Source organism: Porcipelethomonas sp. (assembly GCF_051893655.1).
GTDB lineage: Bacteria > Bacillota > Clostridia > Oscillospirales > Ruminococcaceae > Porcipelethomonas.
In genome coordinates, this window is record NZ_JBJFHN010000036.1 from 1 (window position 1) to 18163 (window position 18163).

The window sequence follows — 18163 nt, forward strand, 5'->3', positions numbered from 1 at the left end:
TTTTTGATTTTTAATTTATTGAAATAACTTTATAATCCTTGTCCTCAACTGTCTTCTTAAGCAGATTATCATCAACAGGACTGTTAAGTTTTAAAATTGCTGTCCCCTTTTCATGGCTTACAACAGCTTCATCAATCTCCGGCAGTGCTTCCAGACACTTTTTAACTGTAGCCTCACAATGCCCGCACATCATGCCTTCAATAACCAATGTTTTTTCCATTTGTTTTTCCTCCATAATAATATTTAATTTTTTATTTTTTAATCTTCCGGATTTTCTGTCTTTGGAAGAATTATATAACGGAAAGAAATTAAGTCTCAGTGCATTTGTTACAACGCAAAAGCTGGAAAGACTCATAGCCGCCGCACCAAACATAGGGCTTAGTTTCCAGCCAAAAACAGGATACATAAGTCCTGCTGCCAATGGAATACCTATCACATTATAAATAAATGCCCAGAAGAGATTTTCGTGGATATTTTTAAGTGCTGCACGGCTTAAGCGTATGGCTGCCGGAACATCTGTAAGCCTGCTTTTCATAATAACAACATCTGCCGAATCAATGGCAATATCAGTTCCCGCACCTATTGCAATACCCGTATCTGCTATTGTAAGAGCAGGTGCATCGTTTATTCCGTCCCCTACCATTGCTGTCTTCCCTCTTTTTTTAAGTGATTTTATTACACTTTCCTTGCCGTCCGGAAGCACTCCGGCAATAATCTCATCTGCTCCCACCTGTTTGCCGATTGCCTGAGCAGTCCGCTGATTATCCCCTGTCAGCATCACAACATGCAGTCCCATGTTTTTAAGCTCACTCACCGCCTGACTGCTTTCCGGTTTAATAACATCGGCAACGGCAATAAGTCCCATAAGTATGCCGTTTTTTGCAAAGAACAAAGGTGTTTTGCCTTCTTCAGAAAGCTGTTTAGCCTTGTCAGATATTTCTTCAGGAATTTCTGCCTGTTCACTTATAAATTTCATATTTCCTCCGGCAAGCTCGTCACCGTTGACTGTTCCAGTCAGACCATTTCCCGGTAACACTTTAAAATCCGACGCACTGTATAACCTGATATTCTTTTCATGTGCCATATCAAGAACAGCCTTTGCAAGAGGATGCTCACTGTTTTGTTCCAACGAAGCGGCAAAACTTATCAGTTCTTCTTCTGAAATATTTTCAGATGCAGATATATCTGTAACTTCAGGCTTTCCGGCTGTAATCGTACCTGTTTTATCAAGTGCAATTATCTTAGTCTTACCCATCTGTTCCAGAGATGAGGCTGTTTTAAACATAATACCATGTTTTGCACCTGCACCGTTTCCGACCATAATAGCAACCGGAGTTGCCAGTCCCAGCGCACAGGGACAGCTTATTACAAGGACAGAAATTCCTCTTGCAAGAGCAAATCCCACTGATTGTCCGGCAAGAAGCCATACTGCAATTGTAATAAGTGCGATAATTATAACAACCGGAACAAAAACTCCCGATACCTTATCTGCAATTTTAGCAATCGGTGCTTTTGTTGCCGCAGCGTCACTTACCATTTTAATGATCTGGGAAAGTGTAGTATCTTCCCCGACTCTTGCAGCTTCGCACTTCAGATACCCCGACTGATTAATTGCAGCAGCTGAAACAGTATCCCCCACAGTTTTGTCCACAGGAATACTTTCTCCAGTCAGAGCAGATTCATTTACAGCACTGTTTCCTTCTGTTACAACTCCGTCCACAGGAATGCTTTCGCCAGGTCTTACCACAAATATATCCCCTGTTTTTACCTGTTCAATTCCAACTTCAATTTCCTGTCCGTCACGTATAATATTAGCAGTTTTCGGAGACAGCTTCATAAGTCCCTTAAGAGCGTTGGTGGTTTTGCCCTTTGAATATGATTCCAGCATTTTTCCAAGGGTAATAAGCGTAAGTATCATAGCAGCAGACTCAAAATAAAATTCATGCATATACTCCATAACTTTGTGGCTGTCACCCTTTAACTGTGCGTCTGTCATTGCAAACAGGGCATAAACACTATAAACAAAAGACGCACCTGAACCCAGTGCAACAAGAGTATCCATATTAGGCGCTCCGTGAATCAGGCTTTTAAATCCGCTTATAAAAAACTTCTGATTTATGACCATAATAAAAGCTGTCAGCAGAAGCTGTATAAGTCCCATAGCTATATGATTATCGCTAAGTACCGAAGGGAGCGGCCAGTTCCACATCATATGCCCCATAGAAATATACATAAGCGGTATCAAAAGGCACAATGATGCTGCAAATCTTTTTTTCATAACAGGCGTTTCCCTGTCTTTGAGCATATCTTCATATTCCGCAGATTTTTTGCTCTCAGTACGGAAATTGTCTTTCCTTGACGCTTTGTATCCTGCTTTTTCAACAGCTTCTATAATTTTTTCCGGTGAAGCTGTTCCTTCAACTCCCATAGAATTTGTAAGCAGACTTACAGAACAGCCCGTAACTCCGGGAACTTTTGAAACTGCCTTTTCAACTCTTGTACTGCATGCCGCACAGCTCATGCCCGTTACTGTATATTGTTCCATATAAATCACCTTTTCAAATTATTTCATCAGCTTTTGTAATAGTATAACCAGTTCGTCAATAATTTCATCATTTCCCTGTCTTATATTTTCAGCTACGCAGGTTCTTATATGATTTCCCAGCAACACTTTATTAAAGCTGTTGAGTGCGGCATTTACAGCGGAAACCTGCATAAGAATATCCGTACAGTAAGCATCCTTTTCAAGCATTCCCTGAATTCCTCTTATCTGTCCTTCAATACGCTTAAGGCGATTCATCAGATCCTTATATTCTTTTTCCGAACGTTCCTTTGTCTTATGACAGCATTCACAGCAGTCTTTTTCTTCCATATACTACCTCCCGAATCAAATACCCCTGTGGGTATTTTTATTATATACCCCTTATGGGTATTTGTCAACAGGTATTCTGAATTTTCAGACAAAAAAAGCAGCCCTGAAAAGGACTGCCTTTAAATATCACTGCTGATTATCAGTATTTACACCTGTTGTCTGCTGTGGTTCAACAGGAACTGCATCAACAACCACCGGCTGTGATTTCTGAAATTCCTCCAGATTACATCCGCATCCCTGACAGAATTTCTGATTCGGACTTACCTTATTGCCGCACTTAGGACATTTTGATGAAGCATCAATTGCAGAAAGCTCTTCCTGAAGTTTTGCAATCTCATTTTTTGCAGCATTAATTCCGTTAAACTGATCTTCAAATCCTGCCGGAGCCACTGTATTTGATTCATAAAGCTTCTTTCCCATAACAGCGTACAGATTACTGATTTTAGCTTCCTCGTTTTTAATAGCCCTGTTAAGCTTGGACTTTTCATTCATTTCCTTTGCACTTTTAGTAACATCATTTGCAGCATCGCTTACTGCAGCAACTGCATCGTTTACAACACCTTTTGCCTTATCAAAAAAACTCATTATAGTTTCCTCCTTGAATTATTTTTTATTATCTACAGCTTTATCAGCTGATACATGCTTCCGGCTTAATGCCATTACTCCAAAAATCACAAACACTGCTGTTTTGGTCAAAGTAATAACGCTTAAAAGAATATCGTCAAAATTAATCGGAATTTCAATATAAGTATCAAAAATATTTCCGAAAATACTTAATATCTCATTAACAGAGCTTACAAGCATATCCATTCCAGAAAACAGAAGCATAAGAAATACTGCTCTGAAAGCGTTTTTTCTAAGCCAGTTATTTTCTTCTTTTATAAGAACATATCCGGCACAGATAAAAAGCGGTATATATCCGCCGAAAAGTGCAGCAAAATAAATAACCGCACCCATCACACCTGTGGGAATACCTAATTTTGTCTTATTCATATCAGTTTTAGTTCCTCTTTATATATTTTATACTTTTAACGGATATAAGTCAATAGCAATTACAAAAAAATATATTGTCCTATATAATTTCCATCACTGCCGGCTGAACTTCCGGCATATTTCCGGAAATCTCAACAGAATCCGAAGCTTTCTCAGCCGCTTCACTGAAATCGGAAACAGAAGAAGAATACAAGGTCATAATAACATCTCCGTTATGGATATAATCTCCCCTGTGGCTGTTTAGTATTATGCCGGCTGAACTATCAATCTTTCCGCCCTTGTTTTGTCTTCCCGCACCAGTCATAAGAGCCGCCATTCCCACTGCTTCACTGTTAATATCTGAAATATAACCGCTTTTATCTGCCTTTATTTCATATTTATACAAAGGTTTATCAAACAGCGAATAATTTTCTGTAACCTCAGGATCACCTTCCTGTGCTTCAATCATTTTCTGGAATCTTTCCATAGCACATCCGCTGTCAATTGCATTTACTGCAAGTTTCCGGCACTCCTCAATATTTCCCTTGCCGCCAAGCTCCAGCATATTTGCTGCAAGTTCCATGCAAAGCTCATACAGTCTGCCCTTTTCCTTCCCGGACAGGATTTCACATGCTTCAATCACCTCAAGTGAATTACCCACAGCATTTCCCAGCGGCTCATTCATATCCGTTATCATTGCACGGCATTTTTTACCGGCACTTTCTCCGGTTTTAACCATAAGCTCTGCAAGCTTTCGGGCGTCATCAGTATTTTTCATAAACGCACCGCTTCCTGTTTTTACATCAAGAAGTATGCAGTCAGCACCCGTTGCAAGCTTTTTGCTCATAATACTTGAACATATAAGCGGGATACTGTCCACTGTTGCCGTTACATCTCTTAATGCATAAAGCTTTTTGTCTGCTGGTACAAGCTGTCCGCTCTGGGCAATTATCGCCGCACCGTTTTTATTTATAATATCAATGTATCTGTCAAAATCAATATTTACCTGAAATCCCGGAATACTTTCAAGCTTATCAATAGTACCTCCGGTAAAGCCTAATCCCCTGCCGGACATTTTCGGAACATATATGCCGCATGCCGCACAGACAGGTGCAATAATAAGACTTGTCTTATCCCCGATTCCGCCGGTACTGTGCTTATCAACAGTTACTCCGTTAATTCCCCCTAAATCAAGTACATCTCCTGAATCTCTCATAACTTTAGTAAGAATTACTGTTTCTTCCTCTGTAAGCGAGCTGAAACATACAGCCATAAGCCATGCAGAGATCTGATAATCCGGAATACTTCCCTCCACATATCCGTCAATCAGCCATTTTATCTCCTCTTCTTTAAGTTTTTCATGGCGTTTTGTTTTAAAAATAATATCGCAGACGTTCAATATTTTCCCCTCCTCAACTGCCGTCATATAGTATTTGCGGCATTACCGGATTTAAACAGTAATGCCGCATATTATTAATAGTATGTACATGTAAATTTAGGTGACTTAAGTCCCAGATAATATCTGAAATCATTTCCCTTTATAGTCACCTGACCGTCAATCTCAACATACGCCGCATATCCGCCGTCACCCTCAATAATGGAAATCCAGTTTGACGGATCATCCGACAATGTAATGCCTAGATTTGATTCAAGTGCTGATTTAACATCTTCCGCACTGATAACTTCCGTTGAACCGTAATGAGGATCGCACTGACTGTCATATTCGCTGGACACGCTTCTAAGATATGGAATATCCTCATAGAATATGTCATAGCATGAAGCCGTACTGCCGCCGCTTGATGCACAGAACATTGTAAGAGCATATCCGCCGTCATAGCATACAGCCTCACCCAGAACGGATTTTACTGCATCTACCACATTCTGAGGCGGATTTTCTGTAGTATACAGATCATCCACACTGCCGCCATAATATTTTATATAAGTATAAATTGCCACAGCCTGTGCCTTTATAGCCTCCGTACTCATTCCCGAGCCGATTTCAGTGTTAACTACCATTGAAACTATATCCAGTGCCGAACCGCTGACGCCTCCGGCTGAAATTGTTTCCTTTTCCGCTGTACCGGAATTGACAATATATGTACCCGGATAATAATGCTGCAATATCTGCTGATAATCCCATCCTGCATATGAAGCATAATGATTTGCACCGTTCTGGCTTAATCCTACTCCGTGACCATATCCATAAGTAGCGAAGCAGAAATTACCCGGCTGTACGTCAGGCTGTTCAGCTTCCTGTATTTCAGGAACAGATTCAGGATCAATAACAGAATCAGAAACCCAGACCGGATCAGACGCCGCATTAACATCAGCTTCTATGTAATTTGCAGTATCATTATTAATAACGCCTCTTGCTATTATTTCCTCTTCGGTTTCTTCTTCCTCTTCAACTTCAACTGTTTCATAATCTACAACCGAAAGATTGTTTTCATATTCAGAAAGCTGAGCTTTCCACATAACAACAGTTTCTTCTTTGCTGTCTTCTGTTTTGCCATGTATAGAAAACGGTATGTATTCCGTAGCTTCCGGCACAGAAGTTTCATCCGGCTGATTGTCAGCTGCATTAACACCATACGGTTTCGTAACGCTTCCCAGCAGAACAGAACCCATTATCAGAGCTGACAGTACCGCTATGCCTTTTTTATTTTTTCGTAAATACATTACATTTCTCCAGTATTTTTATTTAAGAATCCTCTTCTTCAGATTCTTCAGTATCTTCATTATCTTCAGCTTCTGTCTGAGCCAGCTTCATAAACTCCTCAACCGTTTCATCGTCACGAAGACGTCTTGCGATGACTAAAAAGCGTGAATTATCCTCGTCCATATAGCAGGTTGACAGTGTCAGAAGCTGATCTCCGTATTTAACATCAATATCAGGCGAAATCATAGATCTGTCATGAACAGTTTCAACATACTTATTGAAATCCTTTTCATCACTTAAATCCTGCTGATCCCAGTAAGCAAATTCCTCGCCATATGCGCTTTCGCCATAACTTCCGCTTGTAACGAAGTATCCGAAAATAACATATTTATAATCTTTATAATTTGAGCTGAACTCAATTATAGGATTTTCCTTATAGAATGATTCATCCTGTCTGTAATAATGCAGATTGGCAAATTTAGCACCGCTTAGCATATTGTGTCCATAAAGCACAAGATTTTCCGACTGCTTGCTCTCATCGTTTCCGAACTTGTCACGATAATCCATGAATATTGTTCCTGATTCAAGGTAATTGCCGTATATATCAGTATCAAGATAATAAGCATTTCCCTTTTCGTCAAGATCCTCTCCGTCATACTGTGTAACAGGATAATCAACCATAGTATTACTGATTCTTATATATCCCACAACATCATCATTAAAAGATCTCAGAGATTTTGCCAGTCCGGTCATACCATCAGGCTCGTCCGAGAAATTTTCTATATCCGGCCATTCCGGTTCAGTCGGAGCCTCAGTAGTTGGTTCCAGAACATCTGCAGTCTGTGAACTGTCTGATTCTTTTTCGCAGCCGAACATAAATCCGGCAGATGCCAGCAGTGCTGCAGCAATACCGCAGCCAATCATAGCTTTTCTTTTGTTACCCATTGTCTCTCTCCTATGTTCTTTTTACTCATGGATCCGGTGTCAGGGGATATCCCTGAAATTCTGCATCCGGATCATAATTATTTTCATTCCACTCATAATATATTGACGGCCACAAAATATTGTCATTAGCTCTGACATTATCAGTACCCGCATAAAGATCTTCGCCTTCTCTGACAAGTCTTGCCATAACAAAAAGTCTTGCGGTACTGAACATACCGTTGCATGTCTGAAGAGTCAGCAGCTGATCTCCATATCTTACATCAACATCATTTAAAGTAAGCGCACGCTTTCTGGCGTTGTTTACAAACTCGTAAAAATCCTCTTCATTTTCAAAATTCAGTGTATTCCAGCAGTCAAACTTAGTTTCAGTTTCATCCTCTGCGTCCACAATAAAATACGCAAAAATTTTATACTGATAAGTCTTATAGTTTGAACTGAGTTCAATAATCGGATGTTCACTGTAAAAGCCGTCAACATCCATATAGTCCTGAAGACTGCCGAACATCGATCTGTCCTTCATATCATGACCATATATCACAAGATTTGCTGAATTATCCAGAACTTTTACACCGTCAACAATATAATCGAAATAATTTCTCCAGTCAAGAAAAATTGTACCTGCCTTTTCAGGTTCAAGATCAATATTCTTGTCCATATAATAATCGTTCCCGTCTTCTTTTTTCCTCTGAACAACAGGATAGCTTATTACAGTATCAGGAATATTTATATAGCCTACAACATCACTGTTTCTGTCAAGGAGCTGTTTTGCGCCTTCTTTAAGAGTCCATACTTCCTGTGCAGCGGTACTGTCAGGAATTGTTTCAGCCACCGGGCTTTCAGCCTCGCTGTAAATTTTTTGCAGGTCATCCCCCAGCTGCTTGTTTTTATAGTTGCCCCAGTAATAGTCAACAACCATAAACAGACAAACTGTAAATACAATAACGGAAACAAGAAAAACAATTTTTCTGATAACCTGTGAAATACCGTCTCCCCGGCAGGGAACAAGGCTTCTCACAACTTCCATATATCGTTTTTCCGTAAATTCAGGCTCATCCTCCTCATCAGGAAGCTTATCCGGCATGACTACCAGCATCTGATGCAGAAACTCAAAAATCTGATATGCCGCATTCATTCTTATATTATCACGGCTTTTATCTTCCAGTTCCCAGAGTCTTAAAAGCTTTACAATTTTTTTCTTGCCACAGCTTATTCCCACGTAAACAGTACCCACCGGTTTTTCCGGAGTTCCGCCTCCGGGACCAGCTGTTCCTGTTACAGAAACGCAGATATCTGCTCCGGACTGTTTCTGAAGTCCGGACACCATGGCATAAGCCACCTGCTTGCTGACTGCCCCGTACTGTTTAAACATAGATTTCGGAACACCCAGATACTCATGTTTTATTTTATTTGAATAGGTGCATACTCCTATTTCAAAAATTTTTGAAGCTCCCGGAACAGATGTAATAAGTTCTGAAAGAAGACCTCCGGTACAGCTTTCGGCAGTAGCTATAGTTACCCCTTTATGCAATAACAATTTTACTACATCTGTAACCAATTTGTCAAGATTTTCAGCAGTCACTTTGGAGTTTTGTCCTATTTCACCAAAATTCTCATCTGATTTTTTCATATTTTCACCAAATTTTTATTCGTTTAATTTATTAAATTGTAATTTTTCAGTCTTCAAAATGGAATATTTTAAGTTCAGTATTATTTACAGCCTTTTCTATAAGAGGCGAAAAATCGAAGTTGTTTTCTGCTGCCTCAACGTCTGCCAGAAGCGGGCTTACCTTTGGGTGACGAGGAGTAAATACCGTACAGCAATCCTCATAAGGCTGAATTGACGTTTCAAACGTATCTATCTTTCTTGCAGTTTCAATAATTTCAGTTTTATCCATTCCTATAAGCGGACGGAATACCGGTATACTGCACACTGCATCAGTACATGCTATAGCACTCATAGTCTGGCTTGCGACCTGACCGACGCTTTCTCCGGTAATGAGTGCCAGACATTTCTCCTTTTCGCATATTCTCAGAGCAATTTTCATCATAAGTCTTCTCATGATAATTGTAAAAAGCTCTTCCGGACAGTTATTTTTAATAGCCTCCTGTATTTCAGTAAAAGGAACGCAGAAAAATGCAATATTTCCGCAGTATCCGGTAAGCTTTTCACAAAGCTGTTCAACTTTGAGCCTTGCTCTGTCAGAAGTATACGGCGGACTTACATAGTGGATTGCAGAAATATGCACACCTCTTTTTGCCATCATATATCCTGCTACCGGACTGTCAATTCCTCCCGACAATAAAAGCATAGCATGTCCGCTTGTACCTACAGGAAGACCTCCCGCACCCTTTATATTCTCAGCATGAATATATGCGTTAGTATCACGGATCTCAACAGTTACAGTCACTTCCGGATTATTAACATCCACCATCAGATGAGGATATCTATCCAGCAGAACGCCGCCCATTTCACAGCATATCTCAGGAGATTTCATAGGAAAGCTTTTATCTGCTCTTTTTGCATTAACCTTAAATGTTTTTGCATAGCTTAAAATCTCATCCAGATATTCAACAGTTTTTTCCTTTATATCCTCAAAATTCTTTTCACATACTCCGGCTCTGCAAAGAGAGGCTATACCGAAAACCTTTTTAAGTCTTTCCATAACCTCATTTGTATCAATATATTCATCTTCCGGAGTAATATAAATTGTAGACTGTGCTCTTGTAATATCAAATCTTCCAAGAGATTTTATCCGTCTTTTTATATTTTTCACCAGAACGTCCTCAAAGGATTTTTTATTCATTCCCTTAAGAGCCATTTCCCCGTATTTTGCCAGTATTATTTCCTGCATTCTTTGTTCCTCACCTTTATTCAAAATAAAAAAGCTCTTCAAAATGTTTTTCAAGAGCCACACATATTAATAACGCAAGCTTTGCGCTTGGACAAAACTGATTATTTTCAATTGAACTTATGGTCTGCCTTGAAACCCCCACCATTTCTGCAAGTTCTCCCTGAGAGATTTTCTTTTCAGCCCTGACCAATTTAAGACTGTTCTGTAATTTTAACGATTCCATTAATTTAACGCCCCATCAAAACTTTAGAATTGACAGCAATGCCCAACAGACTGCGGCTACTGCGGCAATTATCCCGAAAATCAGGTCATGTTTTTTCCGCAATTTTACATATTTATATAAGTACTCAGCTGTACAGTAAACCATTGCTATTAAACAGTAAGGAAAAGGATTTCTGTCACGTATCAGGCTGATAAATATAAATAAAAGGCATATAGCACATCCTACTGTGCCAGCAAAATTATAAGCGTCACATATAATTTTCTGCTCTCTTTCGTCCGGACCGTCCTCACGTCCTCTTTTAAGAATCTCTTCCTTATCCACGTCTTTTTTCACCGCATCTTTCCAAAGCGCAAAACTCATTTTACATCATAAACAATAATACCATATATACAGTCTGATGTCAAGTATACTTGACAGATTTATTTGGATTTTATAAGCCGTCCTTTAGCGTATTCTATAGTTTCTGCCAGAGTTCTCAGCTCTGAAACAGTATTTTCCCCGCAAAGGCTTATTCTGAGTGCCGAATCAGAAAGTCTGTCATTAAGTCCGAACTCTGAAAGCACTCCGCTTTTAGCCCCCTTTGAACATGCCGAACCGCTTGACACATATATTCCATACTCCTCCAGATAATGAAGCATTATTTCCGAACGTATTCCCGGTACTGAAATATTAAGAATATACGGACTGCACTCTTCTCCTGAATTTATAACAATTCCGTCTGTTTCCCCAAAACGCTGGCGGAGCATATTATTTATCCTTTTCATTTCAGAATATCTTTCATTAATATCCCGGCTGAATTTTTTTACAGCTGCCCCCATACCGGCAATCATAGGAACATTTTCAGTACCGGAGCGAACACCCTTTTCCTGTCCGCCGCCAAAGATTCTGCTTTCAGTCCTTACACCCTTTTTCAAATAAAGAGCACCCACACCTTTTCCGGCATGTATTTTATGTCCGCTCATAGAAATCATATCAGCATTAAGTTCAGCTGCCTTAAAAGGAATTTTCATAAATCCCTGAACAGCGTCACAATGGGTAATACATTCCGGATACTTCTTTTTAATACCATAAAATGCACGTCTTACCGGAAGAATATAACCTGTTTCATTATTTACCATCATAATACTTACAAGACAGGTTTTTTCATCAACTGCATTCACAATAGCCTCATGAGTAATATTTCCGCTGCGGTCAGGAGAAATCCTTACAATTTCAAAGCCTTTCCCCTCAAGGTATTCCATAGCCTTTTTTACTGAAGCATGTTCTATTGATGTAGTTACTATTCTGGGTTTTCTTTTTCCATATATTTCAGCCGCACCGATAACCGCAATATTATTGCTTTCCGTAGCACCGGAAGTAAAATAAATACACGAAGGATCAGCCGCAATTGATTTTGCTATTATCTTTCTGACACCGTCAACAGTAAGCTGTGCTTCAAGTCCTTTTTTATGAAGAGACGACGGGTTTCCGTAATTTTCCTCCATACATTCCATAACAGCACTTACTGCCTCCCGGCAAGGTTTTGTTGTAGCCGCATTATCAAGATATATTTCCATTTTCATTCACCTTTTTATAAAATATCACCTTATATTATAACACATTTCCTGAAATAAACCAATAAAATTTTAAAGCTCAATCCAAAAAGACTTTTTAGGCAAATTAAGGGGGACGCCCTGCAATACAGGGCATCCCCTTGTCAAAAACAAAACTTATTTAGCATTTCCCAGGAATGCCGCACCAATAATACCGGCATCATTTCCAAGCTTTGCAATAACGACCTCTGTATTTTTCGGAGAGTTCTTAGTATAAACTTCATCCTTAACCAGTGCCTTTACAGGAAGCAGAAGCGGATCACCCTCATTGCATACTCCGCCGCCGATGCAAAGAATATCAGGCTGGAAAATATTAATAGTGTTTGTAATTCCTGCTGCCAGATATTTTATATACTTGTCAACGACTTCCTTAGCCGACTTATCGCCCATTCTCATAGCATCAAATGATGTTCTTGCAGTAACTTTGCCTTTTCTCTCAGCAGTAATTTTATGCATTACGCTGTTCTTATCCTTTTCCATTGCTTCCTTAGTCATTCTGATAAGACCAGTTGCAGATGAGAATACTTCAAAACAGCCCTTTCTTCCGCATGTACACTGAGGACCGTCCACCTCAATAACCATATGACCAATTTCTGCTCCGGCAAAGTTTGAACCGGAATATATTTTGCCGTCGATGACAATTCCGCCGCCGACGCCTGTGCCTAAAGTAATGCACACTGCATTTTTCGCACCCTTTGCAGCACCTGCAACATATTCTCCATAAGCTGCGGCATTTGCGTCATTTTCAATAAATACCGGCTTGTCAATATATTCCTTTATATAGTCAACCATAGGTGTATTGTCAAATCCCAGATTGCATGAATATTCAATAATCCCTTTTTCACTGTTTGCAATTCCCGGAGTTCCGATACCTACCCATTCAATGTCATCCATTTTCAGTCCGGCTTCTTTTACAGCCTCTGCCGCAACCTTTGCCATATCTGCGGCGATTTCCTTTTCCGGTCTGGGAAGATTTGTTTTTGTACTTGCCTTTGAAATAATATTATATTTCTCGTCAACAACTCCTGCTACGATATTTGTTCCGCCCAGATCAATGCCGATATAATACTTCATCCTACTATTTCTCCTTGCGTTAATTATATTTTATTTTTTCAGCCGATATCATGTTCACGGCAGCCATATACTTATTATAATAAACTAAATCTCCCTGCAAGTCAACACTTTTTTAATTAATTATCAAAAAAACAGGGCGATTTATAAAAACCGCCCTGAATAAGTAATTTTTATTTATGTGAATTGGCAAGCATTCTTGCAATTGCCGCAGCATCTCTGACGTTAACAACTCCGTCATTGTTATAGTCTGCTGTCATAGGCAATTCGCTGCCTTTTCCCTGAGCCAGTTTCTGGGAAATGAATGCGGCATCTCTGACGTTTAATTTATTGTCACCGTTCGCATCACCCTGAACATGTACAGGTTCAGTATCAGTTGTAGTTGTTGCCGTAGTAACCGCTGTAGTTACCGTTGTTGCTGTAGTATCAGAAATTTTTGTTTCTTCTGTTGTAACATCAGTAGAAATATCATCTGTTGCTGTTGTTTCTGCTTTGGTTTCTTCCGCAGTTACAGTTGTCACTGTTGTTTCCGTAGTTGTCACAGCTGTTGTGACTGCCGGGGTAGTTTCCACAGGTTTTTCACCTAAAGAAACAAATTCTCTTTCATATTTTTCAGCATACTCCTGTGCAGTTGAATTTTCATAGCCATAGATTGTACCGTTGAAATAACAACCATAATTCTCATCATATCCATTACAGATTGTATCTTCACTGTCATCAATTTCACATTCCGGATTTTCTATTGTTATGCTTTCAAGGCTTTTACAGCTGGCAAATGCATAAACTCCTATACTCGTCACGCTGTTTCCGATTGTTATGCTTTCAAGGCCTGTACATTCTTCAAATGCACTACTTCCTATACTCGTCACGCTGTCAGGGATTGTTATGCTTTCAAGGCTTGTACAGTATTCAAATGCATAATTTCCTATACTTGTCATGCTGTCAGGAATTGTTATGCTTGAAAGGCTTGTACAACAGTAAAATGCCGCACTTCCTATACTCGTAACACTGTCGGGAATTGTTATGCTTTTAAGGCTTGTACAACTGCAAAATGCCTGGCTGCCTATACTCGTCACACCGTTGCCAATTGTTATGCTTTCAAGGCTTGTACAGTCAAAAAATGCCCTATATCCTATCCACGTAACGCTGTCAGGAATCGTTATGCTTTCAAGACTTGTACAGTCTGCAAATGCACAACTTCCTATACTCGTCACGCTGTCAGGGATTATGACATCACCGCTGCATGTTGTACCGTCAATAAGTATGTTGTTGACAATTACCAATGGGTTTTCTGTCTGCTTTGCTTCAAGCCATGGTGTACCGTAAAATGCACTACTTCCTATACTCGTCACACTGTCAGGAATTGTTATGTCTGCAAGGTTTGTACAGCCAAAAAATGCATCATCACCTATACTCGTAACACTGTCAGGGATTGTTATGCTTTCAAGGCTTGTACAGTTATAAAATACACCGTTTCCTATACTCGTCACACTGTCGGGAATTGTTATGCTTTTAAGGCTTGTACAGTCAGAAAATGCCCAATCTCCTATACTCGTAACACTGTCAGGAATCGTTATGCTTTCAAGGCTTTCACACCAGGAAAATGCATGCCTTCCTATACTAGTCACGCTGTCGGGGATCACAACATCTCCGCTGCATGTTATTCCATCAATAAGTATGTTGTTGACAATTACCAATGGGTTTTCTGTCTGCTTTGCTTCAAGCCATGGTGTACCGTAAAATGCATGCCTTCCTATACTAGTCACTCCGTCAGGGATTGTTATGCTTGAAAGGCGTGTACATTCATAAAATGCATAATCTCTTATACTCGTAACACTGTTTGGAATTGTTATGCTTGAAAGGCTTGTACATTCATAAAATGCATAATCTCCTATACTCGTAACACTGTCTGGAATTGTTATACTTTCAAGGCTTATACAACAGTAAAATGCCCAACTTCCTATACTCGTTACTGGCAAGCCTTCAATTTCTGCCGGAATTTCCACCGTGACAGCAGATGTATCACAATCTGAAATTTTAACATAATCATATGTTCCGTCTTCGTCCTCGTCAACCTGCTTGTAGTAAAGGTAATCTCCATACTGCATTTTTTCGCCATATATTTCAGCACTGGCACTTAAAGGTTTTACTGCTGTAAAAGAACTTACTGATAGTAAAAATGCCGCAGCTACGCTTAACATTTTCATAGCGATTTTCATCAAATCAGCCTCCTCTAAAACATTTAATAATATTATTTTACACTCCCATGAAAAATTTGTCAACGAGCACACATTATTTTTACACAATTCACAAATTCTCTTTGAATAATTTTACCTAAAAACGGTTGAAATATAATACGGAATATGTTAAAATATAATAAATGATTTTTAGGAGTTGTCAGATGAGCGAAAATAAAAGGGAAGAATTTATACAAATTTATAAGGAAAATATTACAAGACCCGGTTCGGACAAGCTGTTAAATTATCTCATGTCCGAACAGAGTGATTTTTTTACTGCCCCTTGCAGTACACGCTATCACGGTGCATATGCCGGCGGACTTGTAGAACACAGCGTAAACGTTTACGAGTGCCTTAAAGATTATCTTTCAAGACAGCACTGCAAAGAAGTTTACGGTATGAATTATTCAGACGAAACCGTCGCTTTGGTTTCCTTGCTGCATGACGTATGCAAAATGAATTTTTATTCAGTTGACTACAGAAATGCCAAAAACGCTCAGGGCGTATGGGAAAAAGTTCCCTATTATACAATAGACGACCGCCTGCCTTACGGTCACGGCGAAAAATCAGTTTACATAGTATCAGGCTTTATGCGGCTTACTCGTGAAGAAGCCTTTGCTATCAGATATCATATGGGTTTTTCCGGTGTTGAGGATAAAAACAGTATAGGAAAAGCTTTTGAAATGTTTCCTCTTGCATTCGCTTTAAGTACTGCTGATATGGAAGCTACATATTATCTGGAATCAATAAAAACGAAAGGTGATTAAAATGAGCAATTTTTGGTATGATAACGCAATAGTTTATCACATCTATCCTCTGGGATTCTGCGGTGCCCCTAAATACAACGAAGGCGGAGAGGTTCAGTACCGCCTTAACAAGCTGATTGACTGGATTCCGCATCTTAAGGAAATGAATGTGGACGCAGTTTATCTCGGTCCTGTATTTGAATCTGTTGAACACGGCTATGATACAATTGACTACAAAACCGTTGACAGACGTCTGGGCGACAATAATTCTTTTAAGGAAATCTGCCGACAGCTTCATGAAAACGGAATAAGAATTATTCTGGACGGCGTTTTCAATCATGTTGGAAGAGGATTTGACAAGTTCAAGGATATTCAGCAAAATGGTCAGAATTCTCCATACTGCGGATGGTTCCATAACCTGAATTTCGGCGGACAAAGTCCGTGCGGTGATAATTTCTGGTATGAAGGCTGGAACGGTCACTATAATCTGGTCAAGCTGAACTTAAGAAATCCGGAAGTGTGCGACTACCTTATAGATGTAATTGACTTCTGGATGAATGAATTCGAAATAGATGGTATCAGATTTGACGCTGCGGACTGTATTGAATTCGATTTCTTCAAGCGTGTGCGCTCTTTCTGCAAGAGTAAAAATCCGGATTTCTGGCTTATGGGCGAAATTATTTTCGGAGACTATAAGAGATGGGCAAATCCGGAAATGCTCGACAGTGTTACAAACTACGAGTGCTATAAGGGAATCTATTCTTCACATAACACAAAGAATTATTTTGAAATAGATTATTCCATTAACCGTCAGTCCGGAAGCAATGCTATATATCCGGGAATCAATCTTTACAACTTTGTAGATAATCACGACGTAAACCGTATTGCCAGCACTCTTACAAATCCGGAACACATTTATAATGTATACACACTTCTTTATACTATGCCGGGTATTCCGTCAATTTATTACGGAGGCGAATATGGTGTAAAGGGTGTTAAAGAGAACAATTCTGATGATAATTTAAGACCATGCCTGAATCTGGGCAATATGTCCTCCGAAAACACAAAGCTTTATGCTCACATTGTAAAGCTCGGCAGAATATACAAGGCATATCCGGCACTGAGAACCGGAAAGTATCATACTATTCTTATAAGAAATCAGCAGATGATGTTTTTGAAGGAATTAAACGGTCAGCAGGTTTATGTAGCTCTCAATCTTGAGGACAGAGATTTTGACCTGAGCTTCAATACTGACAAACCTGCACTGGTTGATGTAATCAGCGGAAGTCCGGTAAATGTTGAAAACGGAAATGCATATATTAAAATGCCGCCGTTCTCATCAATGATTATCGTTGATGATGCGATTGTAAATGAAGAGCCGGAACCTGAAAAGGATGAAACACCTGTTGAAACTGAAATCGTAATCGGCGGAAAATATCGCCACTACAAGGGCGGAGAATACGAAATTGTCTCCGTAGCAAAGCACAGTGAAACCCGTGAAGAGCTTATAATTTATAAATCAGTTTCAGACGGCGAACTCTGGGCAAGACCAAAATCAATATTCGTAGGAACAGTTGACGGTCAGCCAAGATATACTCTTATAAAATAAAATATATGTAAAAAGCGGTACAGAAAGTACCGCTTTTTTATTAGTTATTGTTGTTCTGCTGGTTATTCTGCTGATTCTGCTGCTGACGATTCTGCTGGTTGTTCTGCTGATTCTGCTGCTGACGATTCTGCTGGTTGTTCTGGTTGTTCTGATTGTTCTGATTGCTCATGATAATCTCCATTCTCCGCACGACATTCAGAAAATGCCGCTTTATACTTCCCGTGCGGAGGAATGAAAAAAGCAGAATGCATTTCCGAATCCGGGTTATTTAATGCCCGTTATATTTAAAGCGGCATTTACCGCATAAATATTATTGACATAAATTCAGAAAACATTCAGCCTTTTTTATTTTCCATATTTATCCATTATAAATCAGAATTTTCAG

The 18163-nt window shown here is 39.5% G+C and carries 17 protein-coding genes; 2 read left to right on the forward strand and 15 right to left on the reverse strand.

Features of this window, described 5'->3' with window-relative positions:
• Positions 1 to 10: 10 nt before the first annotated feature.
• The 14 genes from ACI4WO_RS01925 to ACI4WO_RS01990 form a co-directional block, all read right to left on the reverse strand.
• Positions 11 to 2545: a heavy metal translocating P-type ATPase gene (locus ACI4WO_RS01925; protein WP_439805871.1), complete on the reverse strand. Its 2535-nt coding sequence runs from the start codon at positions 2543 to 2545 to the stop codon at positions 11 to 13.
• A gap of 18 nt (positions 2546 to 2563) precedes the next feature.
• Complete coding sequence (locus ACI4WO_RS01930; protein ID WP_439805872.1) at positions 2564 to 2872, reverse strand: metal-sensing transcriptional repressor; 309 nt, start codon at positions 2870 to 2872, stop codon at positions 2564 to 2566.
• Between the two features lie 126 nt (positions 2873 to 2998).
• Complete coding sequence (locus ACI4WO_RS01935) at positions 2999 to 3457, reverse strand: hypothetical protein (RefSeq protein ID WP_439805873.1); 459 nt, start codon at positions 3455 to 3457, stop codon at positions 2999 to 3001.
• A gap of 18 nt (positions 3458 to 3475) precedes the next feature.
• Positions 3476 to 3865 (reverse strand): hypothetical protein, encoded by a 390-nt coding sequence (locus ACI4WO_RS01940; protein WP_439805874.1) that lies wholly within the window; start codon positions 3863 to 3865, stop codon positions 3476 to 3478.
• Positions 3866 to 3944: 79 nt separating this feature from the next.
• Positions 3945 to 5243, reverse strand: a complete 1299-nt coding sequence (locus ACI4WO_RS01945) for a thymidine phosphorylase (RefSeq protein WP_439805875.1) — start codon at positions 5241 to 5243, stop codon at positions 3945 to 3947.
• A gap of 74 nt (positions 5244 to 5317) precedes the next feature.
• Positions 5318 to 6523: a SpoIID/LytB domain-containing protein gene (locus ACI4WO_RS01950; RefSeq protein ID WP_439805876.1), complete on the reverse strand. Its 1206-nt coding sequence runs from the start codon at positions 6521 to 6523 to the stop codon at positions 5318 to 5320.
• A 22-nt stretch (positions 6524 to 6545) separates the two neighbouring features.
• Positions 6546 to 7448, reverse strand: coding sequence for a class B sortase (locus ACI4WO_RS01955; protein WP_439805877.1), 903 nt, complete (start codon positions 7446 to 7448; stop codon positions 6546 to 6548).
• Positions 7449 to 7473: 25 nt separating this feature from the next.
• Positions 7474 to 9075, reverse strand: coding sequence for a class B sortase (gene srtB / locus ACI4WO_RS01960; RefSeq protein ID WP_439805878.1), 1602 nt, complete (start codon positions 9073 to 9075; stop codon positions 7474 to 7476).
• Positions 9076 to 9121: 46 nt separating this feature from the next.
• On the reverse strand, positions 9122 to 10300 hold the full coding sequence (gene thiI / locus ACI4WO_RS01965; RefSeq protein WP_439805879.1) for a tRNA uracil 4-sulfurtransferase ThiI: 1179 nt from the start codon (positions 10298 to 10300) through the stop codon (positions 9122 to 9124).
• A gap of 16 nt (positions 10301 to 10316) precedes the next feature.
• Positions 10317 to 10523 (reverse strand): helix-turn-helix transcriptional regulator, encoded by a 207-nt coding sequence (locus tag ACI4WO_RS01970; RefSeq protein ID WP_439805880.1) that lies wholly within the window; start codon positions 10521 to 10523, stop codon positions 10317 to 10319.
• A 15-nt stretch (positions 10524 to 10538) separates the two neighbouring features.
• On the reverse strand, positions 10539 to 10856 hold the full coding sequence (locus tag ACI4WO_RS01975) for a DUF6442 family protein (protein ID WP_439805881.1): 318 nt from the start codon (positions 10854 to 10856) through the stop codon (positions 10539 to 10541).
• An 86-nt stretch (positions 10857 to 10942) separates the two neighbouring features.
• A complete protein-coding gene (locus ACI4WO_RS01980; RefSeq protein WP_439805882.1) occupies positions 10943 to 12079 on the reverse strand; it encodes a cysteine desulfurase family protein in 1137 nt (378 codons plus the stop codon).
• 153 nt (positions 12080 to 12232) lie between these two features.
• Positions 12233 to 13189, reverse strand: a complete 957-nt coding sequence (locus ACI4WO_RS01985) for an ROK family protein (RefSeq protein ID WP_439805883.1) — start codon at positions 13187 to 13189, stop codon at positions 12233 to 12235.
• A gap of 170 nt (positions 13190 to 13359) precedes the next feature.
• Entirely contained in the window at positions 13360 to 15405 is a 2046-nt protein-coding gene (locus tag ACI4WO_RS01990) for a leucine-rich repeat protein (protein ID WP_439805884.1), read from the reverse strand.
• Positions 15406 to 15587: 182 nt separating this feature from the next.
• Here ACI4WO_RS01990 and ACI4WO_RS01995 point away from each other — a divergent pair, with 182 nt between their 5' ends.
• Entirely contained in the window at positions 15588 to 16190 is a 603-nt protein-coding gene (locus ACI4WO_RS01995) for a hydrolase (protein WP_439805885.1), read from the forward strand.
• A gap of 1 nt (position 16191) precedes the next feature.
• Positions 16192 to 17778 (forward strand): DUF1653 domain-containing protein, encoded by a 1587-nt coding sequence (locus ACI4WO_RS02000; RefSeq protein WP_439805886.1) that lies wholly within the window; start codon positions 16192 to 16194, stop codon positions 17776 to 17778.
• 40 nt (positions 17779 to 17818) lie between these two features.
• On the opposite strand, the gene ACI4WO_RS02005 is transcribed toward ACI4WO_RS02000, so the two are convergent.
• Positions 17819 to 17947, reverse strand: a complete 129-nt coding sequence (locus ACI4WO_RS02005) for a hypothetical protein (RefSeq protein ID WP_439805887.1) — start codon at positions 17945 to 17947, stop codon at positions 17819 to 17821.
• Positions 17948 to 18163 lie beyond the last annotated feature (216 nt).